Origin of the sequence: Serratia sp. KG1D (genome assembly GCF_037150675.1) — a bacterium.
Taxonomy (GTDB): domain Bacteria; phylum Pseudomonadota; class Gammaproteobacteria; order Enterobacterales; family Enterobacteriaceae; genus Serratia; species Serratia nematodiphila.
In genome coordinates, this window is record NZ_JBAGIH010000003.1 from 543641 (window position 1) to 569150 (window position 25510).

Here is a 25510-nt window from a genome sequence, read left to right on the forward strand (position 1 = left end):
AAACCGGGCGCGCCTGCGCCCGGCTTCGTGAGTTATGCCGGCAACGGGCTCAGCGCCAGGCGCGCCGGTTGGTCTTCGCCACGGCTGAAGCGCCAGCAGGTCTGGTGGTACTTCGCCACGCTGTTGCGGTGCGCTACGCTGATCAGCGTCATGTCCGGCAGTTCATCCACCAGCAGGCAGTACATCAGTTGCTCGGTTTCGTCGTCCAGCGCGCTGGTGGCTTCGTCGAGGAACAGGAGGTTCGGGCGAATCAACAGGGCGCGGGCGAACGCCAGCCGCTGTTGCTCACCCGGCGACAGGCGATGGCTCCAGTTGGCGGAGGTATCCAGCCAGCGCTGCAGGTGTTTCAGACGGCAGTTTTCCAGCACCCGCATCAACTGTTCGTCGCTGTATTCTGACGCCAGGCTCGGGTAGCTCAGCGCCTCGCGCAGCGTGCCGATCGGAATGTAGCTGCGTTGGGGCAGGAACAGCGTGTTGGCGTTGGCCGCCACCCCGATGGCGCCCGCGCCGTAAGGCCAGATACCGGCGATGGCCCGCAGCAGCGTCGACTTGCCGCAGCCGGAAGGGCCGACGATCAGCAGGCGATCGCCGCGTTGCAGCGTCATCTCGGCGCCGGCCAGCAGCGGTTGGCCGTCGGGCAAGTTCAGGCTGAGGTTATCCAGCGTCAACGGATGGGCGCTCTCTTCCCGCAACTGAATGCCGCGCGGCTGATGGTGAACCTGATCGACGGCGGCGTTGAAGCCGGCCAAACGGTTAACGCAGGCTTTCCAGGTCGCCAAGTCGTTAAACGCGTCGATAAACCACGACAGCGCACCCTGCACCTGGCCGAAGGCCGAGGCGATCTGCATCAGGCCGCCCATCTGAATGGCGCCGGAGAAGTAGCGCGGCGCCGCCACCAGCAGGGGAAACACGATGGCGAACTGGCCGTAGAAGTTGGTGGCGATGTTCAGCCGCCGGGTGATGCGCATGATCGCCCACCAGTTGCTGCGAATGGTGTCGAAACGGCCACCCAACTGTTGCGCCTCGCGCGGTTCGCCGTGGTATAGCGCAATGGCGTCGTTGTTTTCGCGGATGCGGATCAGGCCGAAACGGAAGTTCGCCTCATACCGCTCCTGGTTAAAGCCCAGCATGACCAGCGGTTTGCCGACCCACCAGATCAGCAGCGATCCCAGCACCGCATACAGCAGCGCGAACCACACCATATAGCCGGGCAAGGTGATGGCGTGTTGACCGAGCGCGAAGGTCATCGGCCCGCTGACGTGCCATAAAATGTCGATGAAGGAAAACAGCGTCACCAGGCTGGAGAGCAGCCCGAGCGACAGTGACAGGGTATATTGGGTCAATACGTTGAGATCTTCGGCGATACGCTGGTCGGGGTTATCGACGATCTGCTGCTGCTCGGTATGGTAATACGCCTGGTGCGCCAGCCATTTTCCCATGAACTTTTCCGTCATCCAGCGCCGCCAGCGCATCTGCAGCCCCTGAGTCAGGTAGATCTTGTAGACCGCCAGCACGATGAAGATCAGCGCCAGATAGGTGAAGCGCCACAGCTGCGTCTTGAACACCGGGTAGTTTTTGTTCTGCAACGCATCGTAGAACACCTGGTTCCACTGGTTGATCTGCACGCTGATATAGACCAGACCGAGCGACAGGATGACGATGGCGATCAGCATCATCCAGGCGCGCCATCGCTCCTCAGACACCCAAAAGGGTTTGATCAGCTGCCACACGGCGTGTTTCTGCAAGGGGGTTGCGTTCATAACGGCTCGATAATTGCGGTATTTTGTTCAGCATGGGCTGCGGGCCGGTAACAAACAAACCGCGACTGTAAGCAGTTTTGACTCCGCTAACCGTTTGAAATAAGGCGGCTGAATCGCCAGCGGCACGCTGGCGGGCGCAATTGCGGCATACACTCTGGCGCCGGGCGGTTATACTGGCGCCGAATTTTTGCAGAAAGGATAAACGATGAAGGCTTGGTTTCCCCTGTTGCTGACCTGCGGCGTCTTCGCCAGCGCCCGGGCCTGGGCGCACATTGACGAGCCGGACATCGCCGCCGACTGCCAAAAGGTGGCGAGCTACGCCGAACTGGGAAAAAAGGCCTATCAGCGGCAGGATTACGCCAAAGCCGCCGACATCTTTCGCGATCAGGCGGCCTGGAGCGAGTTTTGCGGCTTGAGAGAGCAGGCGGTCGCCACGGCTTACAACAACGTGGCGCTGTCGCTGATGCACGCCGGCGAATTGCTCAAGGCGCAGGCCTATCTGGCGCTGGCGCCGCACGATGACAAATCGCAGCACAACCTGAGCCTGTTGCGCCAACGGCTGGCGCAGCGGCAGCAGCCGCAGGGGCCGGGCGGCGTATATTGGCAATACGCCGGGCGCGGTGTGTGGAGCGAAGTGGTGGTGAAGCCGCAGGGCGAGCGCTGGTTGATCGATTTTTCCGGCTACGCCATGCCGCAGATGGGGCTGTATTACGGTCCGAACATGGGGGACTTCTCCGCCGAGCTGCCGATCGCACACGGCAAGGCCGTCTACCACCAGCACGAGTCGGACAGCGCGCAGGTCTGCGACGTGACGATGGCGTTTGGCGAGCAGGCGCTGGAGATGCATACGCGGGGGGATTGCGGGTTCGGTCACAACGTGCGGGCGGAAGGGCGATTCGTGCGGGTCGAATGACCCGCCCCGACAACCGGGGCGAGAAGGGTTACGCCAGCGCGGCGGCGCCCAGCAGGTTTTTCCAGGCTTCCACATTACCCAGATAGTTGCCGGCTGGCAGCAGATGCAGGCGGCCTTCGTTGTCCTGCAGCGCAAAGGTCGGGAAGCCCTGGCCTTGCACTTTGGCCAGCAACGCCCGGCTTTCCGCGATGTGTTGCGCGGTCGGCGCACCGCTGTTGAAACGCATTTCGGCGATAAACGCCGCCGAAGGCAACCCCAGCTCTTTCGCCAACGCCTCCAGCACCGGTGTGTCGGCGATGCGCCGGCCTTCCTTATAGTGTGCCTGCTGAATGCGGTGCAACATATCCAGCCCGCGTCCCGCCAGCTTTTCTGCGGCCAGGATAGCGGTAATTGATGGCTCGGAATCCATCACCGCCGTCGTGTCACGCAGCAGGCCGTTGAAATAGGCTTCGCCAAAAGGCTGTCCCGTCATCTCGGCGATGCGTTTGTCGTGTGGAATGACGTAGTTGCGCCATTCATCGGTGATTTGGCGGCGGTTGTTACCGGTCATCATGCCGCCGGCGTGCGGCACGATCTTCAGCCCGGGGAGGCTCTGAGCCGCTTTCACCAGCGGCGCGGCGCCATAGCACCAGCCACACAGCGGATCGAAAATGTAATGCAGAGTGGTTTCGGTCATCTTTACTTTTACTCCTCGCTTGGCGCGCGGCAGCTCGCCGCGGCGCCAGGGCTGGCTCAATCACGCAGGGGCGCTTATTGCGGCCACTTCATCTCGCCTTTCAGCACTTTCGCGCTCAGTTCCAGGCTCGATTCGTCTTTCAGCGTCGGGTAGTGTTTTTTCATCGCTTCAATCAGCGCGGCGGAATCCTTGGCCTTCGGCAGTTCGGCTTCCAGCGTGGTCAGGTATTTCTGGGTAAAGTGCACCGATGCCAGCGTCTGTGCGGCACCCGGCAGGAAGTGGCCCGGCACGACGACCTGCGGCTTCAGCGCTTCGATGTTTTTCAGCGTCTGCTGCCAGTGCTGGCGCGATTCCACGGTCTGGTTGTCGGCGATCCACGGATGGATATTGTCACCGGCGACCGCGACGCCGCCCACGACCGCTTTCAGCGCCGGGATCCAGACGAAGGTGCGATCGGGGGTCGGGCCGTTCAGGCCTTTCACTTCCACTTTCTGGCCGTCGATGGTGAAGCTGTCGCCCTGCAGCGGCTGCGGCACGATCACGGTTTTCGGCGCGTTGTCTTTCAGGATCGGGCCCCAATAGGCGACTTTGCCGTCTTTGGTGGCGTTGATGTCCTTGATGGTGCCAGGCGAAGCGATGATTTTCGCCTCCGGGAAGGCCGCCTTAATCACGTCCAGACCGAAATAGAAATCCGGGTCTGAGTGGCTGATATAAACGGTGGTCAGCTTCTTGCCGGTCGCCTTGATCTTTTTCACCAGCTCTTCGGCATCGTTACGCTGGAACTGAGCGTCAATCAGCGCCACTTCGTGTTGGCCGCTGACGATTTCGGAAGACACCGGGAACACGCTTTTCTCGCCCGGGTTATACACTTCCATGGTCAGGGTATCGGCAGCGGTGGCGTAGGTGCTCAGGGTGGCGACGCCGGTGAAGGCCAGAGTTAATAGTGATTTCTTAAACATGGGCAGAGATCCTTAGGTATCGGTTAATGTTGTAACGATGTTAGGTTGCATAAAGCGATAGAAAAACCGGATAATAAGCAATTATTCGTTGCATAAATCGGACTAATCATGGATCGCATTACCGCCGCTGAAGTTTTTGTCACCATCGTCGATCGCGGCAGCATGATCGCCGCCGCGGAAACGTTGGAGATGTCGCGCGCGATGGTGACGCGCTACCTGGCGCAGATGGAGCAATGGGCCGGCGCGCGTTTACTGCACCGCACTACCCGTAAGCTTAGTCTGACCGACGCCGGTGAGCGTACTCTGGAACGTTGCCGACAAATGCTGGCGCTGGCGGGAGAGATCGATCTGGTGGAGGAAGGGCAGAGCGACGAACTGCGCGGCCTGCTGCGCATTACCTGTTCGCAGTCGCTCGGGCAAACGGCGCTGGTGGGGGCGGTCGCTCAGTATCTGAAGCGTCACCCGCAGGTGGCGGTCGATCTGCAGATGAACAACCGGGCGGTGAACCTGGTGGAAGAGCGCATCGATCTGGCGCTGCGCATCACCAACGAGCTGGATCCCAACCTGATCGCCCGTCCGCTGTCCACCTGTGCATCGGTGGTGTGCGCCGCGCCGGCGTATCTGGCGGCACACGGTACCCCGCGCCAACCGCAGGATCTGGCGTTGCACAACTGCCTGACCTACTCCTATTTCGGCAAAAGCCTGTGGCACTTCGACGCTCAGGGGGTGAAATCGGCGGTGGCGGTCAGCGGCAACCTGAGCGCCAACGAGTCGGTGGTGTTGATGGCCGGCACGGTGCAGGGCGCGGGCATTTCCATGCAGCCCTATTATTCGGCTGCCCCGCTGCTGGCCAGCGGCGAACTGGTCGAATTGTTGCCGGATTATCGGCCGCAGTCGATGGGCATCTACGGCATCTACACCTCGCGTCGCCAGATGCCCGCCACCTTGCGCACCATGCTGGACTTTCTGGTGGAGTGGTTCGCCACCGATCCGCAGTGGCAGGCGACGCTGCGCTAAGGTCCCAGCAATATTCCCTGGCCGCTTTCAGCGCCTGACAGCGGCGGCCAGCCGGGCGGAGAAGCGTGCCGCCTGCTGATGCAGATGGTCGATAAAGGCCGTGACCAGCGCCGATGAAGGGCGGTGCAGCGGCCGGATCAGGCTGACGGTGAACGGCACGTCGATGCTGAACGGCCGCACGTGCACGCCGCTGCCGGCATAGTCGAGCGCCGTCAGCGGGTTGACGATCGACACCCCCACGCCGGCTCTCACCATGGCGCACACCGACGCCGCACTGTGCGTTTCCATCACCATGCGGCGCTCGACGCCCTGTTCGCCGAACAGCGCATCCAGCAAGTGACGATAGCTGTCGGTGCTCGACAGGCTGATAAAGTTCTGCCCGGCGAAGTCCTGCGGCGTCAGCTGGTCTTTTACCAGCAGCGGGTGGCCCGTCGGCAACACGCACACTTCGTTCAACGTCATCAGCGTCACCCGTTCGGTGCCCGCCGGCGTGAGGGTGGTTTCCGTCAGCCCGAGATCGTGGCGCTGGGCAGACAGCCACTCTTCCAGCAGCGGCGACTCTTGCGGGATCACGCTGAAGCTGACTTCCGGATAACGTTCGATAAAGGGCTGGCACACCGCCGGCAGCAGCGATTGGGAGAATACCGGCAGGCACACGATCGACAGCTGCGCCTGTTGAAACTGGCGGATGCCGGCGGCGGCGTTGACGATGCGATCGAGGCCGTAATAGGAGCGCTGTACCTCTTCGAACAACCGTAACCCTTGCACGGTGGGGGACAAACGCCCGCGCACCCGGTCGAACAGCTGCAGCCGAATCAGCTTTTCAAAGCGCGCCAGCTCGCGGCTGACGGTCGGTTGCGAGGTTTGCAGCAGGGTTGCCGCCTCGGTCAGGTTGCCGGTGGTCATCACCGCCCGAAAGATTTCGATCTGCCGCAAAGAGATACTGTGCATGGCGAGGCCGCTCGACTGTAGAGAAAGCCATATCATAAATGAATAGACTACGGCTAAATAGATATTTTCCACTCGATTCAGCGTGCGGCACTATAGCTTTATCTGCCGTCATTTTCGAATTGGGAATATCGCCATGCCACGCCCGTTGCACGACATCTCCACCGCGTTGAACGCCGCTAACCTGCTGGCCTTGCCGCAGCGTTTCGGTTGCCCGGTCTGGGCCTATGATGCGGACATCATCAGCCAGCGCATCGCTCAGCTGCGCCACTTCGACACCATTCGTTTCGCGCAGAAGGCCTGTTCGAACATTCATATTTTGCGCTTGATGCGCGAGCAGGGCGTGAAGGTGGATTCGGTGTCGCTGGGCGAGATCGAACGGGCGCTGCAGGCCGGTTTTCAGCCAGGAGGCGAACCGAGCGAGATCGTGTTTACCGCGGACGTGTTGGATCACGCCACGCTGGCGCGCGTCAGCGAATTGAAGATCCCGGTTAACGCAGGTTCCATCGACATGCTGGATCAGCTCGGCCAGGTTTCCGCAGGGCACCCGGTGTGGCTGCGCATTAACCCGGGGTTTGGCCACGGCCACAGCCAGAAAACCAACACCGGCGGCGAGAACAGCAAGCACGGCATCTGGTATGCCGACCTGCCGCAGGCGGTGGAGAAAATTCGCCGCTACGGCCTGCAACTGATCGGCGTGCATATGCACATCGGTTCCGGGGTCGATTATCAGCATCTGGAGCGCGTCTGCGATGCGATGGTGCAGCAGGTGATCGATCTCGGTCATGACATCAGCGCCATTTCCGCCGGCGGCGGCCTGTCTATCCCGTATCAGTACGGCGAAGAGGCGATCGATACCGAACACTATTTCGGTTTGTGGAATCGGGCGCGTGAACGCATCGCTGAGCATCTGGGGCATCAGGTGCAGCTGGAGATTGAACCCGGGCGTTTCCTGATGGCGGAAGCGGGCGTCTTGGTGGCCGAAGTGCGGGCGGTAAAAGACATGGGCAGCCGCCACTTCGTGCTGGTGGACGCCGGTTTTAACGATCTGATGCGCCCGGCGATGTACGGCAGTTACCACCATATTTCGCTGTTGCCGGCCGATGGGCGCGATACCTCGGGGCAAGCGCTGCGCGACACGGTGATCGCCGGGCCGTTGTGCGAATCCGGCGATGTGTTCACCCAGCAGGCGGGCGGCGGCGTGGAAACCCGCGAGCTGCCGCCGGTGCAGATCGGCGATTATCTGGTGTTCCACGATACCGGCGCCTACGGCGCGTCGATGTCCTCCAACTACAACAGCCGTCCGCTGTTGCCGGAAGTGCTGTTCGAAAACGGCGAGCCGCGTTTGATCCGCCGCCGCCAGACCATCGAAGAACTGATCGCGCTGGAACTTATCTGATCAGCGGGCGGGCGCTTTGCGCCCGCTTCACAGCGTCATGCGGCGGCGGGAATTACGGCTGTTCGTGCGCGTTATTGAGGGTGGCGACCGAGTGGCGGCGCACCAGCGTTGGGCTGAACATGTTGGTGATTTCCGGCAGCGGTTGCCGGTTGGCCAGCGCCAGCGCCAGCTCCGCCGCCTGGGTCGCCATCGCCACGATCGGGTAGCGAATGGTGGTCAGGCGCGGCCGAAGATAGCGCGAAATCAGCACGTCGTCGAAACCGATCAGCGAAATTTCCCCCGGTACGTCGACGCTGTTATCGCTCAGCACCGAAAGCGCGCCGGCGGCCATCGGATCGTTGTAGCAGGTAATGGCGGAGAACGAACGGCCGCGGCCGAGCAATTCGGTCATCGCCTGTTCGCCGCCGATTTCGTCCGGTTCGCCATAGGCGATCAGCTTTTCATCCACCGCGATACCGTGTTCCCGCAGCGCGTCGAGATAGCCCTGCAGCCGGTCGGTGGCGTCGGAAATCTGGTGGGTGGAGCAGATGATGGCGATGCGCTGATGCCCTTGCTGGATCAGATGACGGGTTGCCAGCCAGGCGCCGTAGCGATCGTCGAGCGCCACGCAGCGCGTTTCGAAGCCCGGCAGCGTGCGGTTGATCAGCACCATGCCCGGGATCTGTTGCATCCAGCCGCAAAGTTCCTGATCGCTCAGCCTTTTGGCGTGCACCACCAGCGCTTCGCAGCGGTGCCGCACCAGCTGTTCAATCGCCTGACGCTCTTTTTCGGCGTCGTGGTAACCGTTGCCAATCAGCAGAAAATTGTGGGTGGCGTAGGCCACCTGCTCGACCGCTTTGACCATCGCGCCGAAGAAGGGATCGGAAACGTCGGAGACGATCAGCCCCAGCGTCTCGGTGGATTGCTGCGCCAGCGCCCGAGCGTTGGCGTTAGGGTGATACTGCAGCTGTTCCATCGCGGCCTGCACCGCGGTGCGCGACCCTTCGCTGGCCTTGGGGGAATTGTTTATTACGCGGGATACCGTGGCCACGGAAACCCCCGCCAGCCTGGCAACATCCTTTATCGTAGCCATATCAGTCAACACATCCTGGGTAATCGCTTACATCCCCCAGTTTTGCGGAAAAAAACCGGGGCTGCAAGCGGTCTCGTGCGCAACTTGTGGCGGCGGTTGCAGAATCTCTTCGAGTCTGTACGCATAACCAACTGCTACCGAACGATAGCGCAATTTGTACGTTGGCACCGGCGGTGGGCTGAGGTAACGTCTGTGCATTCCGATTTGCGCCGAGAACGCCATGTCCATTAAACGCTATCCGCAGCTCGCCCATTGGGGCGCTTATACCGCCGTGGTTGAAGACGGCCGGCTTATCCGTTGTGAACCCTTCGTCGACGATCCCGACCCTTCGCCGCTGCTCGATTCCATCGCGCCGATGGTTTACTCCGACAAACGCATTCGCAAGCCGGCGGTGCGCCGCTCGTGGCTGCAAAAGCGCGAGGGCAGCGACCGTACGCTGCGCGGCAGGGAAGATTTCGTCGAGGTGGACTGGGAATTGGCGCTCGATTTGGTGGCGCAGGAGAATCGTCGGGTGCGCGAGCGCTACGGCGCCTCCGGGTTGTTTACCGGCTCTTATGGCTGGTCGTCGGCCGGGCGGCTGCACCATGCCCGCTCGCTGGTGCGGCGGTTCTATTTCAGCGGCGGCGGCGGGGTCGATCAGCAGGGCAACTACAGCTGGGGCGCAGCGCAGTTCTTTCTGCCGTATGTGATCGGCACTTTCTCGCCGTTGACCGGGCGCGTCACCAGTTGGCCGAGCGTGGTGGAGCATTGCGAGCTGTTTGTGGCGTTTGGTGGGTTGGCGCTGAAAAACGCTCAGGTCTCTTCCGGCGGCGCGGCGGAACATGCGCTCAAGCCCTGGCTGCAAAAGCTGGCGCGCAAGGGTACGCCGGTGGTCAACATCAGCCCGATGCGCGATGATTGCCCCGAGTTCGTCAATGCGGAATGGATCCCGATCCGGCCGAATACCGACGTGGCGCTGATGCTGGCGCTGGCTTACGAAATCCAGCGGCTGGGCGCGCAGGATGAAGCCTTCCTGCACAGCCACTGCGTGGGCTATCAACAGTTGGCGGATTACCTGAACGGCGTGAGCGACGGCGTGGCGAAAACGCCGGCCTGGGCCAGCGCCATCACCGGCATTCCGGCGGCGCGCATCGCGCTGCTGGCGCGGCAACTGATCGGCGTGCGCAGTTTCATCACCTGTTCCTACTCTGTGCAACGCGCGCATCGGGGGGAGCAACCGTATTGGATGATGATCGCGCTATCGGCGATGCTGGGCCAGGTGGGGCTGCCGGGCGGCGGTTTCTCGTTCGGCCACGGCTCAATGAATGGCGTCGGCAATCCGCGCGTGGATACCCCCGCGCCGACCATGCCAGTAGGGGATAACCCGGCCGGGCTGGCGATCCCGGTGGCGCGCATCTGCGACATGCTGCTGCACCCCGGTGAGGCCTATCAATTTTGCGGCGAGACGCGGCATTATCCGGATATCCATCTGGTGCACTGGGCCGGCGGCAACCCGTTCCATCATCATCAGCAGTTGAATCGGCTGGTGGAGGGCTGGCAGAAGCCGGACACGGTGATCGTACAAGATATCTGGTGGACGGCGGCAGCCAAAATGGCGGATATCGTGTTGCCGGTCACCAGTTCGCTGGAGCGCAACGACATCGGCGGCTCGTCGCGCGATCGCTACGTGTTGGCGATGCACCAGGCCATTGCGCCGCAGCATCAGGCGCGCAACGATTTCGATATCTTCGCCGATCTGGCCGAGCGTCTCGGCTATCGTGAGCGCTTTACCGAGAATCGCGATGAGCGCGCCTGGATCGAAGCTATCTATCGGCAATGCGGCGCAGCGCAGCAGCGCGCCGGCGTCGCCTGGCCCGAGTTTGAGGCGTTCTGGCAACGGGGCTATGTCGAGCTGCCCGCGCCGGCCAAAGAGTTTGTATTTTTTGACGCGTTTCGCGCCGATCCCCAGGTTAACCCGCTGCAAACGCCCAGCGGCAAGATCGAATTGTTCAGCGAGCGGATCGCCGGCTATCGCTACGAAGATTTCGCTCCGCATCCGCAGTGGCGGCCGCCGGTGGAGTGGCTGGGTGCGCCGCAGGCCAAAAACTGGCCGCTGCACCTGATCTCCATTCAGCCGAGCGATCGCCTGCATAGCCAGATGGATCCGGCGCCGCTGGCGCAGGGCAACAAGACCGCCGGGCGCGAAACCCTGTATATGCATCCGGACGACGCCGCGCCGCGCGGCGTGGCGGACGGCGCCGAAGTGCTGGTCAGCAATGCGCGCGGCAGCTGTCTGGCGGGGGTATCGCTCACCGATGGTGTGACGCGCGGCGTGGTGTTGATGGCGACCGGCGCCTGGTTCGAGCCGGGTTTCGACGCGCAGCGCCGGCCGCTCGAGCAGGCGGGCAACCCGAATGTGCTGACGCTGGATATCGGCACCTCGCCGCTGACGCAGGGGCCGAACGCCATGAGCTGCCTGGTCGAGGTCAGCGCGCGATGAGTGAAGATTTCACGTCTGGGTCACTGGCTCGTCGTTGTTATATTTATTTTCGTCGCTGCGGGAAGGTTTAAGTTTCATTGAGTTATTACAGCAGATCGCGGGAAATTTACAGCTGGTTGCATTTGGAGCAGAACTCTTGCGATTCGGCGGTAGTTTCCTGCACGCCATCTCTCTAGAGTAGGTGATCCCAGAGGTATTGATTGGTGAGAAATCAGCATACTCTGTATGTTGAAGCCATTTTCAATTGCACCAACCTACGCGGATGCGTAGGTTTTTTTTTGCCTGCCATATAGTATTCTTTTCCCTACAACGATTTACGCCTCCATGGCCAAGGGAGAAGGGCATGATCTTTTCACTGCTGCGCGCGCTGTTTCGCCTGTTGTTTCGGGTACGGGTCGAAGGGGACGTCCAGCACTTCGAACGGCAAAAATTACTGATTACGCCGAACCACGTCTCTTTCCTCGACGGCGTACTGCTGGCGCTGTTCCTGCCGATAAAACCGGTGTTTGCGGTCTATGCCAGCATTGGCGAGAGCTGGTTTATGCGCTGGCTTCGGCCCTACATCGATTTCGTCTCGCTCGATCCCACCAAGCCGATGGCCATCAAGCAGCTGGTGCGCATGGTCGAACAGGGGCGGCCGATCGTGGTGTTCCCTGAAGGGCGCATCACCGTAACCGGCGCGCTGATGAAAATCTACGACGGCGCGGCGTTTATCGCCGCCAAATCGGGCGCCACCGTGGTGCCGGTGCGGATCGACGGCCCCGAATTCAGCCCGTTCGGCCGCATGGCCGGGGTGTTCAAGATCCGCTGGTTTCCGCAAATCAGCATCCACATCTTGCCGCCGACCACGCTGCCGATGCCGGAGGCGCCGCGTGCGCGCGAGCGGCGGGCGCTGGCGGGCGATCGGCTGATGCAGATCATGATGCGGGCGCGCATGGAGACGCGCGAACCGCAGACGCTGTTCCATGCCTTGCTGGCGGCGCAGCAGCGCTATGGGCGCCGCAAGCCGTGTATCGAAGACATCGCTTTCAAAGAGGACAGCTACCAAACGCTGATCAAGAAATCGCTGGGCGTCAGCCGCATTCTGCAGCGCTTTACCGCCGAAGGGGAACACGTCGGGCTGCTGTTGCCCAACGCCACCATCACCGCGGCGGCGATCTTCGGCGCTTCGCTGCGCAACCGCATTCCGGCGATGCTCAACTACACCGCCGGCGCCAACGGCCTGAACAGCGCGATGACCGCCGCCGGCATCAAGACCATCGTCACCTCGCGCCAGTTCCTGGAGAAGGGCAAGCTGACCCATCTGTCGGATCAGGTGACGCAGGCCAACTGGGTGTATCTGGAGGATCTGAAAGACACCGTTACGCTGGCGGACAAGCTGTGGATCCTGCGGCACTTGCTGCAGCCACAGCGCGCGGCGTTGCCGCAACGCCCGGAGGATGCGGCGCTGATCTTGTTCACGTCCGGCTCCGAAGGCCACCCCAAGGGCGTGGTGCACTCGCATGCCAGCCTGCTGGCCAACGTAGAACAAATTCGCACCATCGCCGATTTCACGCCGCGCGACCGTTTCATGTCATCGCTGCCATTGTTCCACTCGTTCGGCCTGACGGTGGGGCTGCTGACGCCGCTTCTCACCGGCAGCCGCATTTTCCTCTACCCCAGCCCGCTGCACTATCGCGTGGTGCCGGAGTTGGTGTATGACCGTAACTGCACGGTGCTGTTCGGCACGGCGACCTTCCTCAACAATTATGCGCGCTTCGCGCATCCGTATGATTTCGCTCGCCTGCGCTATGTGGTGGCCGGCGCGGAGAAACTGGCGGACAGCACCAAACAGATCTATCAGGATAAATACGGCATCCGCATTCTGGAAGGCTATGGCGTGACCGAGTGCGCGCCGGTGGTGTCGATCAACGTGCCGCTGGCGACCAAGGTGGGCACCGTTGGCCGCATCATGCCGCAGATGGAGGCGCGCTTGATCGCGGTGCCGGGCATCGATAACGGCGGCCGCCTGCAGCTGAAGGGGCCGAATATCATGAAAGGCTACCTGCGGGTTGAACGTCCCGGTGAGCTGGAACCGCCGGCGGCGGAAGATGAGAACGGTGTGCTGCAGCCGGGTTGGTATGATACCGGCGATATCGTCAGCCTGGATGAGCAGGGTTACTGCACCATTCGCGGACGCGTGAAGCGCTTCGCCAAGCTGGCGGGCGAGATGGTGTCGCTGGAGAGCGTCGAACTGCTGGCGCAACGGCTGTCGCCGGAAAAACTGCATGCCGCCACGGTCAAAAGCGACAGCAGCAAAGGCGAGGCGCTGGTGCTGTTCACCACCGATCCCGCCATTACCCGCGAGGCATTGCTGCGGGTGGCGCGCGAGCTGGGCAGCCCGGAGCTGGCGGTGCCGCGCGATATTCGCCTGTTGAAAACGCTGCCGGTGCTCGGCAGCGGCAAACCTGATTTCGTCACCCTGCGTCATATGGCCGAACAGCCGGAGAGTGCCTGATGAATCCTTCGACCGAATCCCCTTTGTTGTCACGCGGCATGATCGCCGTGATCAGCGCGCAGTTCCTCTCGGCGTTCGGCGACAATGCGTTGCTGTTCGCCACGCTGGCGCTGATCAAGCAGCAGCTGTATCCGGACTGGAGCCAGCCGATCCTGCAGATGGCCTTCGTCGCCACCTACATCATCCTGGCGCCGTTTGTCGGCCAGGTGGCCGACAGCTTCGCCAAAGGGCGGGTGATGATGTTCGCCAACGCGCTGAAGCTGGCGGGGGCATTGGTGATCTGTTTTGGGGGGAACCCGTTTCTGGGTTACAGCCTGGTCGGCGTGGGGGCCGCCGCGTATTCTCCGGCCAAATACGGCATTCTGGGCGAGATCACCAGCGGCGAGAAGCTGGTCAAGGCTAACGGCCTGATGGAGGCCTCGACCATCGCCGCCATTCTGACCGGTTCGGTGGCCGGCGGTATTCTGGCGGACTGGCACGTGGTCGCGGCGCTGGCGGCCTGCGCGTTGGTTTACGCGGGGGCGGTGGTCGCCAACCTGTATATTCCACGTCTGGCGGCGGCGCGCCCAGGGGCTTCATGGCGGCCGCGGGCCATGACGCACAGTTTCTTTACCGCCTGCGTCACATTATGGCGCGATGGGCAGACGCGTTTCTCATTGATTGGCACCAGCCTGTTTTGGGGGGCCGGCGTGACGCTGCGTTTTCTGTTGGTACTGTGGGTGCCGGTGGCGCTTGGCATCGCCGATAACGCCACGCCGACGCTGCTGAACGCCATGGTGGCCGTCGGCATCGTGGTGGGCGCCGGCGCCGCCGCGCGCTTCGTCACGCTGAAGACGGTGAAGCGCTGCATGCCGGCCGGGATCCTTATCGGCGTCGCGGTCGCGGTGTTTGCGTTGCAAACGACCATGCTCAATGCCTACGTCTTGCTGGCGATCATCGGCATGCTGGGGGGCTTCTTCGTGGTGCCACTCAATGCGTTGCTGCAGGAGCGGGGCAAACATTCGGTCGGCGCCGGCAATGCGATCGCGGTGCAAAACCTGGGTGAAAACGCCGCCATGTTGCTGATGCTGGGCCTGTATTCTTTGGTCGTGAAGCTGGGCGTGCCGGTGGTGGGCGTCGGCGTAGGGTTTGGCGTGGTGTTTGCGCTGGCGATTAGCGCGTTGTGGTGGTCGCAGCGGCGGTGAAACGGGGCGCAGCCTGGCTGCGCCCTCAGGGGGATTAAGGCGCCGGAATGGTAAACCGGGTGTGGATTTCTTCGAGCGCCTGCAGCACGTCCTCATCCAGAATCACGTCGAGGCTGTCGAGGTTGATTTTCAACTGATCCACCGAGGTGGCGCCCAGCAGAGTGCTGGCGACGAACGGCTGCTGACGCACGAAGGCCAAGGCCATCTGCGAAGGATCCAGTCCGTGTTTTTTGGCCAGCGCCACGTATTCGGCGATCGCCAACTGGGTTTGCTGTCCTGAATAACGGTTGAAGCGGGTGAACAGCGTATTGCGCGCGCCGGCCGGTTTTGCACCGTTGAGGTATTTACCGCTCAGGGTGCCGAACGCCAGGCTGGAATAGGCCAGCAGTTCCACCCCTTCGTGCTGGCTGATCTCGGCCAGGCCAATCTCAAAGCTGCGGTTCAGCAGGCTGTACGGGTTTTGAATCGACACGATGCGTGGCAGCTCATGTTTTTCCGCCAGCTGCAGGTAGCGCATCACGCCCCAGGGCGTTTCATTGGAAACCCCGATATAGCGGATCTTGCCGGCGCGCACCTGCTCGGTCAGCGCCTCCAGCGTTTCCAACAGCGTGACCGTAGCTTTGTCGTCGGTGTATTGATAGTTGAGTTTGCCAAAGCAGTTGGTGGCGCGCTGCGGCCAGTGCAATTGATAAAGATCGAGATAATCGGTGTTCAGCCGTTTGAGGCTGGCGTCCAGCGCGGCGCGGATGTTTTTGCGATCGAGCGCCTGCTGCGGGCGGATGCTGCTGTCGGTGCCGCGCACCGGGCCCGAAACTTTGCTGGCCAGGACGATTTTTTCGCGATTACCGCGCGCCTTGATCCAACTGCCGATATAGCTCTCGGTCAGGCCCTGGGTTTCCGGGCGAGGCGGCACCGGGTACAGTTCGGCGGTGTCTATCAGGTTCACGCCTGCGGCCAATGCATAGTCCAGTTGCGCATGGGCGTCGGCTTCGCTGTTCTGTTCGCCAAAGGTCATGGTGCCCAGTCCCAGCACGCTCACTTCTAAAGAACTGTGGGGAATACGGTGGTATTGCATTAACGGCCTTCCTTTCTTGTTAGCGCTGACGGGCCGCGCGGCCCGGTGAAACAGGAGCCCAATTCAGAAGACGGCGCAAAGTCCGTCGGGCGGCGATGTCGCCTTTCCTGACTATAACCAAGCGGTGAAGATGGGGGAAGCGGATTCAGTGCGGAGACGAATGAGGGCTACCGCGCTTGAACGGGCGATAGCCGGCGAGCGGTGATTAGCGTTCGATAACCTGGGAAACCTGATCGCCGTTGATCTGGCGGTGGTTGCCTTTCTCGTCTTTATAACTGATGAGTCCGGTGTCTTCGTCGATCTCTGGTTTGCCTTGCGTCAGGATCATGTTGCCGTCTTTGGTCGCCATGACGTAGTCGCTGGAACATCCCGCCAAACCGGCCGCCATCACCAGCGCAGACACTGCCATTACCCACTTTTTCATCCTGCGGATCCTCGATTATGCAAAAACAATGTTCTTTCAAGATTAGCAAACTCTTGGCCGGGGACGTCTCAGATAAGTCTTTATCTGATAAGAAAAACTGAAATGAGGGGGCAACGAAACGGCGGAAGCCGCCGATGGCGGCCTCCGCGCAGGGTTATTCCGGCGAACGGTTTTTCTTGCTGCGCATCAGATTGAGCGCTTCTACCGACATGGAGAAGAACATGGCGAAGTAGATGTAGCCTTTCGGCACGTGCACCTGGAAACTTTCCAGCATCAGCGTGAAGCCCACCAGGATCAGGAACGCCAGCGCCAGCATTTTCACCGACGGATGGCGATTGACGAACTCGCCGATCGGCCGTGCGGCGAACATCATCACGCCGACGGCGATCACCACCGCCGCCATCATGATGAACAGATGGTCGGAAAGGCCCACGGCGGTAATCACCGAATCCAGACTGAAGATGATATCCAACAGCATGATCTGTACGATCGCGCCGAAGAAGCTGTGCACCTTGGTGTGGTGCTCTTCTTCCGACCCTTCGATGGTTTCGTGGATCTCTTTGCTGGCTTTCCAGATCAGGAACAGTCCCCCCAGCAGCAGGATCAAATCGCGGGCGGAAATGGCGTGATCCAGCACGGTGAACAGCGGGTGCGTCAAGCGGATCACCCAGGCGATGGAGGCCAGCAGCGCCAGGCGCATCAGCATGGCGGCGGCCAAGCCCATTCGGCGAGCTTTGTTCTGTTGCGCTTTGGGCAGCTTCGCCACCACCAGCGACAGAAAAATGATGTTATCAATACCCAGTACGATCTCAAGAATGGTTAGCGTACCTAACGCTAACCAGGCATTGGGATCCATAATCCATTCGAACATTGCCCGACACACCTTAATACTTAATAAATGCAAAGCGTGAATTATACGCGTTTATCGTGGCGCTGACAGGGCTAGCTAAACCAGAGTTAAACGAAATCGCTTAGATTGAGAAATGTCTTGCCAGCAGCGCGCCGGTAAAACCCTTTTTCAGATAGAAACCACGCGGCAGCGTCATGATAGGTTGCCCCTGTTCGCCGATGGCTTCGGTGAGCGCCTTGTTGTTGGCCGCTTTGGGGCGCAGTTGCAGCACTTCGCCGTGGCGTGCGGTGATGCGTTCTACGTGACCGAGCACAATCAGATCCATCAGCTCTTCCCAATCGCGGCGCAGCATCTCTTCTTCTGCAGCGCTCGGGCTCCATAGCAGCGGCGAACCGACGCGGCGCTGCGCCAGAGGGATTTGCCGTTCGCCCTCTACCGGTATCCACAACACGCGCGCCAGCTTGTGGCGAACGTGGCTGCTGGCCCAGGTGACGCCGCTGTTGCCGGTGAGCGGGGCGACGCAGACGAAAGTGGTCTCCAGCGGTTTGCCGGCGGCGTCGACAGGAATGGTTTTCAGCTCAATGCCCAGCTCAGGAAAATCCTGTTCCGGTTTACTGCCGGCCATGGCGCCGAGATACAGCTCCAGCAGCATGCCCACCCAGCCTTTATCGCGTTTCAGATCCTTGGGGATCGGCAACTGCGCACGGGCGGCCAGTTCGCCAAAACTGAAGCCGGCCAGCGCCTGAGCGCGCTCGAACAGCTGCCGTTCATTTTCCGGCGGGGGCGGCAGAGGGGATAAAAATGCCATAAATCAAGCCTGTCGAATTTGGTTGAAAAACGTACTGCAATTATACACGGCGAGCAATAACCGCTATCGCCTGGGGAAAAGAATAATAGTAGCATGATTTTACATGACTTTTTTTCTTTCCTTGCGCGGGCGACAATGCACTTGCGGGGCTTGTTCACCTGAAGCCACCGACAATAAACAGGATCTTACACCTATTTATCCACAGATTTATGGGATAACCCAAATTTTTACCGATCACTGGTTCAATTTACAGCCTTGACTCAGGCGGATTTTTACGAATTTGTCCGTTTTGTGCGTAACTTGCCCGGATAATCTGTGGATAAAAACGGCGTTGGTGGATCTTTCGCCAGGGTAAGATCCTTACCGTGCATAGATCACATTTTTGCCCTGTGCATCACTGTGAGATATTGGTTAACTATATGTTTTTAAATTTAATATTTGTTTTTAGGTATGAGGGGGGATTTTAGGGGACGAGAGTTTTACCGGCTTATCCCTCGAGTTCTGCACACACCTATCCACAGAAAAAGTGAATAAAACCGGTCTGAAAGGCTGGGGTATGTTTATAACTTTGCCTATATCTGTGAGTTATCCCAATGTTATCCGGCCCGCAGCGCCGTAAAGCAGTGGTTTACCGCCTGTAGCTTGTGTGAAACAATCAGGACATCTATGCGAATTTAAGCTTATCGAGGTAGTCCGGTGATCGATGATGATGGCTACCGCCCGAATGTTGGTATCGTAATCTGTAATCGTCAGGGGCAGGTCCTATGGGCCCGCCGTTACGGTCAGCACTCCTGGCAGTTTCCCCAAGGTGGGATTAACCCTGGCGAAACTGCGGAGCAGGCGATGTACCGTGAGCTGTTCGAAGAAGTGGGGCTGAGTAAAAAGGATGTGCGCATCCTGGCTTCGACCCGCAACTGGTTGCGCTATAAATTGCCGAAACGTTTGGTGCGTTGGGACACAAAGCCGGTTTGTATCGGCCAAAAGCAAAAATGGTTTTTGTTGCAGCTACTGTGCAATGACGCTGATATCAATATGCAGCGCAGCAGCACGCCGGAGTTCGACGGTTGGCGCTGGGTGAGCTTCTGGTATCCGGTGCGCCAGGTGGTGTCGTTCAAACGCGACGTCTACCGCCGGGTGATGAAAGAATTCGCCGTGACCGTGATGCCGATGCAAGAGCAGGCGGCGCCGCGGCAGGCTCCCGCTTATCGCCGAAAGAGAGGTTAAGTTAAGCCGACTATGCTCACGCGCTTGCGAGAAATTGTAGAGAAGGTGGCCGCGGCGGCCAGTCTGACGGATGCGCTGGATCTGCTGGTCAATGAAACCTGTCTGGCGATGGACACCGAAGTGTGTTCCATCTACCTGGCGGACAACGATCGCCGCTGCTACTACCTGATGGCCACGCGCGGGCTGAAAAAGCCGCGTGGGCGCACTATCGCATTGGCGTTTGACGAGGGCGTCGTCGGGTTGGTCGGCCGCCGAGCCGAGCCTATCAACCTGGCCGATGCCCAAAGTCACCCCAGCTTCAAGTATGTTCCGCAGGTGAAAGAGGATCGCTTCCGATCCTTCCTCGGGGTGCCGATCATTCATCGGCGCCAGCTGCTGGGGGTGCTGGTGGTGCAGCAGCGCGAGCTGCGCCAGTTCGATGAAAGCGAAGAGTCGTTCATGGTCACCCTGGCCACGCAGATGGCCGGGATCCTTTCACAGTCGCAGCTCAACGCCATTTTCGGCCAGTATCGCCAAACGCGCGTGCGCGCGCTGGCGGCCTCGCCCGGCGTGGCGGTGGCGGAAGGGTGGCAGGACAGTAGCCAGCCTTCGCTCGATCAGGTTTACCGCGCGTCGACGCTGGACACCGCCAGCGAGCGCGAGCGCCTGATGTTGGCGCTGGAAGAGGCCGGCGCGGAGTTTCGCCGCTTCAGCAAGCGTTTTGCCGCCAGCTCGCAAAAAGAGAGCGCGGCGATCTTCGATCTTTATTCTCACCTGTTAAACGACGCTCGCCTCAAGCGCGAACTGTTCGCCGAAATCGACAACGGTTCGGTGGCGGAGTGGGCGGTGAAACAGGTGATAGAAGCCTTTGCCGAACAGTTCGCCAAACTGCAGGACACCTATATGCGCGAGCGCGGCAGCGACCTGCGCGCGCTGGGCCAACGCCTGCTGTTCCACCTCGACGACACCACCCAGGGCGCCACCCAGTGGCCGGCGCGTTTTGTGCTGGTGGCGGATGAGCTGACCGCGACATTGCTGGCCGAAGTGCCGCAGGATCGCCTGGTCGGCGTGGTGGTGCGCGACGGCGCCGCCAACTCGCATGCGGCGATTTTGGTGCGTGCGATGGGCGTGCCGACGGTGATGGGCGCCGACATCCAACCTTCTCTGCTCAGCCAGCGGTTGCTGATCGTCGACGGTTATCGCGGTGAACTGTTGGTCGATCCTGAGCCGGTGCTGGTGCAGGAATATCAACGGCTGATCAGCGAAGAGCTGGAGCTGAGCAAGCTGGCGGAAGACGACGTCGAGCAGCCGGCGCAGTTGAAAAGCGGCGAGCGTATCCAGGTGATGCTGAACGCCGGCCTCAGCCCGGAACATGAACAGCTGTTGGGCGGCCGGGTGGACGGCGTGGGGTTGTACCGCACCGAAATCCCGTTCATGTTGCAAAGCGGTTTCCCGTCCGAAGAAGAACAGGTCGCGCAGTATCAAGGCATGCTGCAGCTTTATCCGAGCAAGCCGGTGACGCTGCGCACCCTGGATATCGGCGCCGACAAGCAACTGCCCTACATGCCGATCAGCGAAGAAAATCCCTGCCTGGGCTGGCGCGGCATTCGCATCACTCTGGATCAGCCGGAGATCTTTTTGATACAGGTGCGCGCCATGCTGCGCGCCAATGCCGGCACCGGCAACCTGGGTATTTTGCTGCCGATGGTCACCAGCCTTGAAGAGGTCGACGAAGCTAAACGCCTGATTGACCGAGCCGGGCGCGAGGTGGAAGAGGTGCTTGGCTATGCGATCCCGAAACCGAAAATCGGCGTGATGCTGGAAGTGCCGTCGATGATTTTCCTGATCCCGCATTTGGCCGGGCGCGTCGACTTCATCTCGGTAGGCACCAACGACTTGACCCAGTACCTGCTGGCGGTGGATCGCAACAACACGCGGGTAGCCTCGCTGTACGACAGCCTGCATCCCGCGATGCTGCAGGTGCTGAACTTGATCGCCGAACAGGGAAAATCGGCCGGGCTGCAGCTTAGCCTGTGCGGTGAACTGGCCGGCGATCCGATGGGCGCGCTGTTGCTGGTGGGCATGGGCTATCGCAATCTGAGCATGAACGGACGCAGCGTGGCGCGCATCAAATACCTGCTGCGGCATATCGACCTTGCCGACGCTGAAATGCTGGCTCACCGGGTGTTGAACACCCAGATGACCACCGAAGTGCGCCATCTGGTGGCGGCGTTTATGGAGCGGCGCGGCATGGGCGGGCTGATCCGCGGGGGCCGATAACCGCCGCGCGGTGTGATTTTTTTACAGAACTTTTCCCGCCCTGCCGGACCGGACCGCGCTAAGCCTATGTTATGATGCGCAACCTCAGCGCGGCGCATGTTCGTCGTCTTGCAGACCGCAGCGGCTAATGCTGCCGCTTGCAAGGCGCGGGATAATCTCCGTCGCCGCTTGGCACCTGCCGCCCCCGCATGGGGAAAAATAACAGACATGTTGTGGTGATAGATGAGCAATAGCTATCTGGCGTTTCCTAAATTTGATCCGGTCATTTTCTCCATTGGCCCGGTTTCTCTGCATTGGTACGGCCTGATGTACCTGGTCGGTTTCGTTTTTGCCATGTGGCTGGCGGTGCGTCGCGCCAACAAGCCGGGCAGCGGCTGGACCAAAGACGAAGTGGAAAACCTGCTCTACGCCGGCTTCCTGGGCGTATTCGTCGGCGGCCGCGTAGGCTATGTGCTGTTCTACAACCTGCCGCTGTTCCTGGATAACCCGCTCTATCTGTTCAAGGTCTGGGATGGCGGCATGTCATTCCACGGCGGTTTGATGGGGGTGATTCTGGTGATGTTCTGGTTCGCTCGCCGCACCAAGCGCACCTTCTTCCAGGTTTCCGATTTTATCGCGCCATTGATCCCATTCGGCCTGGGCGCCGGCCGCCTCGGCAACTTTATCAACGGCGAGCTATGGGGCCGCGTGACCACCGACACCCCTTGGGCGATGTTGTTCCCAAGTTCGCGCAGCGAAGACGTGGCTCTCGCCGCCGCCGATCCTTCCCTGCTGCCGCTGCTGAATCAGTATGGCGTGCTGCCGCGCCATCCGTCGCAGCTGTATGAGCTGCTGCTGGAAGGCGTAGTGCTGTTTATCATTCTGAACCTGTTTATCCGCAAGCCGCGGCCGATGGGCGCCGTATCAGGCCTGTTCCTGATCGGGTATGGCGCATTCCGCATCATCGTCGAAGCGTTCCGCCAGCCGGATGCTCAGCTCGGCCTGTTCGACGGCGTGATCAGCATGGGGCAGATCCTGTCCATCCCAATGGTGGTGGCCGGTGTTATTATGATGATTTGGGCGTACCGTCGTCGCCCACAGCAACAAGTGTCGTGAGGGACAAATGAAACAGTATCTGGATTTGATGAACAAGGTGCTCGCCGAGGGCACCCCTAAAGCCGACCGTACCGGCACTGGCACATTGTCGATTTTCGGCCACCAGATGCGTTTCAACTTGCAGGAAGGTTTCCCGTTGGTGACCACCAAGAAATGTCATCTGCGTTCGATCATTCATGAGCTGTTATGGTTCCTGAACGGCGATACCAACATCGCCTACCTGCGTGACAACAAGGTCACCATTTGGGACGAGTGGGCCGATGAAAACGGCGATCTCGGCCCGGTGTACGGCAAACAGTGGCGCGCCTGGGGCGCAGCGGACGGCCGTCAGATCGATCAGCTGAGCAACGTGCTCCAACAGCTGAAGCAAGATCCGGATTCGCGTCGCATCATTGTTTCCGCCTGGAACGTCGGCGAGCTGGATCAGATGGCGTTGGCGCCTTGCCACGCGTTCTTCCAGTTCTACGTGGCGGATGGCAAGCTCTCTTGCCAGCTGTACCAGCGTTCCTGCGACGTCTTCCTCGGCCTGCCGTTCAACATCGCCAGCTACGCGCTGTTGGTGCACATGATGGCGCAGCAGTGCGATCTGGAAGTGGGCGATTTCGTCTGGACCGGCGGCGATACCCACCTGTACAGCAACCACATGGAACAGACTCAGCTGCAACTGACGCGTGAACCCCGTCCGTTGCCGAAACTGGTGATCAAACGCAAACCGGCTTCACTGTTCGATTACCGTTTCGAAGACTTCGAGATCGAAGGTTACGATCCGCATCCGGCCATCAAGGCGCCGGTCGCGATCTGACCTTAACCGCATCACACCAGGGGCGCAGCGATTGCGCCCCTTTTTTTATCCGCATTGCGTACCGCGCCGCATTTTTTTGTCGCGGTCTGCCGTCGTAGAGAAAACATTGCGCAGCTTGCCGCAGCGCTTGCGCATGTGGCTTTACCGCGTTGTTACGGCCCTTACACTGGCGGCATGAACGACAATACTCTCTCGAACATCGATGATCGCCAACGGGGCATGACGCTAATTGAGCTATTGGCGGCGATCCTGATCGCCGGCATGCTCACCGGCTGGGGCGTCGGGCAATGGCGCTATCATCAGCAAGCGCTGCGGTTGGAACACACGGCCCAACAGCTGCTGGCGTTTTTGCTGCGACTGCAGGCGGACGCCAACTGGCGTAACCGCACGACGCTGCTGTGGTTCAAAAATGGCACGCCCTGGTGCCTGGGCGGCGGTGTGCCGCCGCCGGATTGCGCTTCCGCCGAGGGTCCCGTTTTCTCACCGTCTTACCGCGACGTCGTTTTGAGCGGCTACTCCGGCAAAGAGATTGGGTTTTATGGTTTGCGCAATACTGCGCAGGCGGGGCACATCCTTCTCAGCAATGACGCAGGCGGCCTGCGGCTGGTGCTGTCCGCCCGAGGGCGGCTGCGTTTGTGCAGCGAAGGGCTCCGGATAAGGGGGATCGCGCCATGCTGACTGTCGAACGCGGTTTTACCTTGCCGGAGGTGATGTTGGCGCTGGTGTTCGGCAGCGTGATCGTGCTCGGCGCCGCGAAAACCTACCCGCTGTTGCGTCAGCAAAACGTGGCCGTCGGCCAGCATTTTCGGCTGGAGTCAACGCTGCGACAGCTGGCGTTCGGCATCGAGAAAGACCTACGCCGTGCCGGTTTCTGTGCCGGGCAGTGCGCCGGCCGCCCACTGCTGATCGGCCAGGCATCGGGAGAAGCGGCGGGCAGCTGCGTTATCGTTGCCTACGACATTGCTCGCAGCGGGCAATGGCTCACCTCGGGCGAGGATGCAGGTTATTTCGGTTATCGGCTGCGCAATGGCGGCTTGGAAGGGCAGCGCGGCGTGAGCCAATGCGATGGCGGCGGCTGGGAGCGGCTACTCGATCAGGACGAAGTGCGCATTGAGCGGTTTCATGTGGCGATAGAGCGGGGCGATCACGGCGCGGCGTTGGCTCGCCTGACGCTGACGGGGCGCTCCGCCAGCGATACGCGTATCAGGCGTAGTCTGAGCGGGAGCGTCGAAATGGCGGCGCTGCCATGAACCGGCGGAGCCAGCGAGGCGGCAGCACCCTGGCGGCGGTGATGTTGCTGTTGGCGCTGGGGCTGATGTTGCTCAATGCTCAGCATCGGCAATTGGATAACGCGCTGTTACTGGCCGCCGATCAGCAGCGTTACCTTCAGGCTTACAATCAGGCCGCTTCGGCGCTGAGTTGGGGCATGAGCCAGCGTTGGCCGCGCGCCGAGCTGAGTGCAGCGGCCTGGTTATGCAGGCAGCGCGTGGAACTGACGGCTTGCGCTCGGCTGTCAGCCAGAGCGGGCATGGTGACGATACGCGGCCTTGGTGAGATGCGCGGCGGTGAACCGGTATGGCTGTATCAATGGGGCACCTTTGACGGCGCCGAGGCTGCTGGCAAGTTGCAAGCACAGCCGGGCGGTCGGCTGGATTTTTGCCCCGAAAAAAGGTTGGCCGACTGTGACGGCTAACGCTCGGGCAGCGCGGATATCCCGCAACGGCTTCAGCCTGCCGGAAGTGTTGGTGGCGGCCTTGCTGTTCTCGGTGTCGCTGCTTGGCTTGTTACAGTATCATCAGGTGCTGTTGCAGTCGTTCCAGCGCCAGTGGCACTACCGGCAAGCCTGGGGGCTGGCGCATCAGCAGTTGGAGGCGTTTGCCGTCACCGGCCGGCTCGAGGCTGAACCGCTGCCGGAAGGGTGGCGGCGCGAGACGACACTTGACGATGCGGGGAGTGATTGCCGCCGATTGACGGTCAGAGTACAAACTCCGCAACGGCAGTGGGCGACGCTGAGCCGCTGGTATTGCGCCCGTTTTTGAGCCGGTACGTATCTTGTTTTAAAGGAGCCA

The 25510-nt window shown here is 60.8% G+C and carries 23 protein-coding genes; 14 read left to right on the forward strand and 9 right to left on the reverse strand.

The features are described from left to right. Positions 1-32: 32 nt before the first annotated feature. Entirely contained in the window at positions 33-1760 is a 1728-nt protein-coding gene (locus WFM45_RS17665; RefSeq protein ID WP_336956618.1) for an ABC transporter ATP-binding protein/permease, read from the reverse strand. Positions 1761-1965: 205 nt separating this feature from the next. Here WFM45_RS17665 and WFM45_RS17670 point away from each other — a divergent pair, with 205 nt between their 5' ends. After that, positions 1966-2673 (forward strand): tetratricopeptide repeat protein, encoded by a 708-nt coding sequence (locus WFM45_RS17670; RefSeq protein WP_336956620.1) that lies wholly within the window; start codon positions 1966-1968, stop codon positions 2671-2673. 28 nt (positions 2674-2701) lie between these two features. On the opposite strand, the gene WFM45_RS17675 is transcribed toward WFM45_RS17670, so the two are convergent. After that, positions 2702-3349: a DsbA family protein gene (locus WFM45_RS17675; protein ID WP_033632219.1), complete on the reverse strand. Its 648-nt coding sequence runs from the start codon at positions 3347-3349 to the stop codon at positions 2702-2704. A gap of 74 nt (positions 3350-3423) precedes the next feature. Further along, positions 3424-4308 (reverse strand): MBL fold metallo-hydrolase, encoded by an 885-nt coding sequence (locus WFM45_RS17680; RefSeq protein WP_004931820.1) that lies wholly within the window; start codon positions 4306-4308, stop codon positions 3424-3426. Positions 4309-4416: 108 nt separating this feature from the next. Here WFM45_RS17680 and WFM45_RS17685 point away from each other — a divergent pair, with 108 nt between their 5' ends. Beyond that, complete coding sequence (locus tag WFM45_RS17685; protein WP_015378928.1) at positions 4417-5325, forward strand: LysR family transcriptional regulator; 909 nt, start codon at positions 4417-4419, stop codon at positions 5323-5325. Between the two features lie 27 nt (positions 5326-5352). Here WFM45_RS17685 and WFM45_RS17690 read toward each other — a convergent pair whose 3' ends face one another. Further along, positions 5353-6276, reverse strand: coding sequence for a LysR family transcriptional regulator (locus WFM45_RS17690; RefSeq protein ID WP_336956621.1), 924 nt, complete (start codon positions 6274-6276; stop codon positions 5353-5355). A gap of 133 nt (positions 6277-6409) precedes the next feature. On the opposite strand from WFM45_RS17690, the gene lysA reads away from it, so the two are divergent. Next, a complete protein-coding gene (gene lysA / locus WFM45_RS17695) occupies positions 6410-7672 on the forward strand; it encodes a diaminopimelate decarboxylase (protein ID WP_336956623.1) in 1263 nt (420 codons plus the stop codon). A gap of 52 nt (positions 7673-7724) precedes the next feature. Here lysA and galR read toward each other — a convergent pair whose 3' ends face one another. Next, a complete protein-coding gene (galR, locus tag WFM45_RS17700; RefSeq protein ID WP_004931832.1) occupies positions 7725-8744 on the reverse strand; it encodes an HTH-type transcriptional regulator GalR in 1020 nt (339 codons plus the stop codon). Positions 8745-8964: 220 nt separating this feature from the next. Between galR and WFM45_RS17705 the strand changes: the two genes are divergently transcribed. The 3 genes from WFM45_RS17705 (at position 8965) to lplT (ending at position 14904) form a co-directional block, all read left to right on the forward strand. After that, positions 8965-11223 (forward strand): molybdopterin guanine dinucleotide-containing S/N-oxide reductase, encoded by a 2259-nt coding sequence (locus tag WFM45_RS17705; protein WP_336956626.1) that lies wholly within the window; start codon positions 8965-8967, stop codon positions 11221-11223. A gap of 343 nt (positions 11224-11566) precedes the next feature. Beyond that, positions 11567-13720, forward strand: a complete 2154-nt coding sequence (gene aas / locus WFM45_RS17710; RefSeq protein WP_260953295.1) for a bifunctional acyl-ACP--phospholipid O-acyltransferase/long-chain-fatty-acid--ACP ligase — start codon at positions 11567-11569, stop codon at positions 13718-13720. Continuing rightward, positions 13720-14904 carry a lysophospholipid transporter LplT gene (gene lplT, locus WFM45_RS17715; protein ID WP_033632223.1) on the forward strand — a complete coding sequence of 395 codons (1185 nt, stop codon included), beginning with the start codon at positions 13720-13722 and terminating at the stop codon, positions 14902-14904. The genes aas and lplT overlap by 1 nt, the downstream gene beginning before the upstream one ends. Before the next feature lie 34 nt (positions 14905-14938). On the opposite strand, the gene WFM45_RS17720 is transcribed toward lplT, so the two are convergent. The 4 genes from WFM45_RS17720 to mutH form a co-directional block, all read right to left on the reverse strand. Next, positions 14939-15979 carry an NADP(H)-dependent aldo-keto reductase gene (locus WFM45_RS17720; protein ID WP_016929924.1) on the reverse strand — a complete coding sequence of 347 codons (1041 nt, stop codon included), beginning with the start codon at positions 15977-15979 and terminating at the stop codon, positions 14939-14941. Positions 15980-16184: 205 nt separating this feature from the next. After that, entirely contained in the window at positions 16185-16403 is a 219-nt protein-coding gene (locus tag WFM45_RS17725) for a YgdI/YgdR family lipoprotein (RefSeq protein WP_004931843.1), read from the reverse strand. Between the two features lie 154 nt (positions 16404-16557). Further along, positions 16558-17274 carry a TerC family protein gene (locus tag WFM45_RS17730; RefSeq protein WP_004931845.1) on the reverse strand — a complete coding sequence of 239 codons (717 nt, stop codon included), beginning with the start codon at positions 17272-17274 and terminating at the stop codon, positions 16558-16560. A gap of 100 nt (positions 17275-17374) precedes the next feature. Continuing rightward, positions 17375-18061 (reverse strand): DNA mismatch repair endonuclease MutH, encoded by a 687-nt coding sequence (gene mutH / locus WFM45_RS17735; RefSeq protein ID WP_033644848.1) that lies wholly within the window; start codon positions 18059-18061, stop codon positions 17375-17377. Positions 18062-18757: 696 nt separating this feature from the next. Between mutH and rppH the strand changes: the two genes are divergently transcribed. From rppH to WFM45_RS17775, 8 genes are all read left to right on the forward strand, one after another. Beyond that, on the forward strand, positions 18758-19285 hold the full coding sequence (gene rppH / locus WFM45_RS17740; RefSeq protein ID WP_004931849.1) for an RNA pyrophosphohydrolase: 528 nt from the start codon (positions 18758-18760) through the stop codon (positions 19283-19285). Between the two features lie 12 nt (positions 19286-19297). After that, positions 19298-21544, forward strand: coding sequence for a phosphoenolpyruvate--protein phosphotransferase (gene ptsP / locus WFM45_RS17745; RefSeq protein WP_060560136.1), 2247 nt, complete (start codon positions 19298-19300; stop codon positions 21542-21544). Between the two features lie 222 nt (positions 21545-21766). Further along, positions 21767-22639 carry a prolipoprotein diacylglyceryl transferase gene (gene lgt / locus WFM45_RS17750; protein ID WP_019455719.1) on the forward strand — a complete coding sequence of 291 codons (873 nt, stop codon included), beginning with the start codon at positions 21767-21769 and terminating at the stop codon, positions 22637-22639. Between the two features lie 7 nt (positions 22640-22646). Then, positions 22647-23441, forward strand: a complete 795-nt coding sequence (gene thyA, locus WFM45_RS17755) for a thymidylate synthase (protein ID WP_016929918.1) — start codon at positions 22647-22649, stop codon at positions 23439-23441. Between the two features lie 174 nt (positions 23442-23615). Next, entirely contained in the window at positions 23616-24119 is a 504-nt protein-coding gene (locus WFM45_RS17760) for a prepilin peptidase-dependent protein (RefSeq protein ID WP_048324802.1), read from the forward strand. Further along, positions 24113-24691: a prepilin peptidase-dependent protein gene (locus WFM45_RS17765; protein ID WP_048324805.1), complete on the forward strand. Its 579-nt coding sequence runs from the start codon at positions 24113-24115 to the stop codon at positions 24689-24691. The genes WFM45_RS17760 and WFM45_RS17765 overlap by 7 nt, the downstream gene beginning before the upstream one ends. Then, on the forward strand, positions 24688-25134 hold the full coding sequence (locus WFM45_RS17770) for a YgdB family protein (protein ID WP_033632230.1): 447 nt from the start codon (positions 24688-24690) through the stop codon (positions 25132-25134). Before WFM45_RS17765 ends, WFM45_RS17770 begins: the two co-directional genes overlap by 4 nt. Beyond that, entirely contained in the window at positions 25124-25480 is a 357-nt protein-coding gene (locus WFM45_RS17775; RefSeq protein ID WP_099982446.1) for a prepilin-type N-terminal cleavage/methylation domain-containing protein, read from the forward strand. Before WFM45_RS17770 ends, WFM45_RS17775 begins: the two co-directional genes overlap by 11 nt. Positions 25481-25510 lie beyond the last annotated feature (30 nt).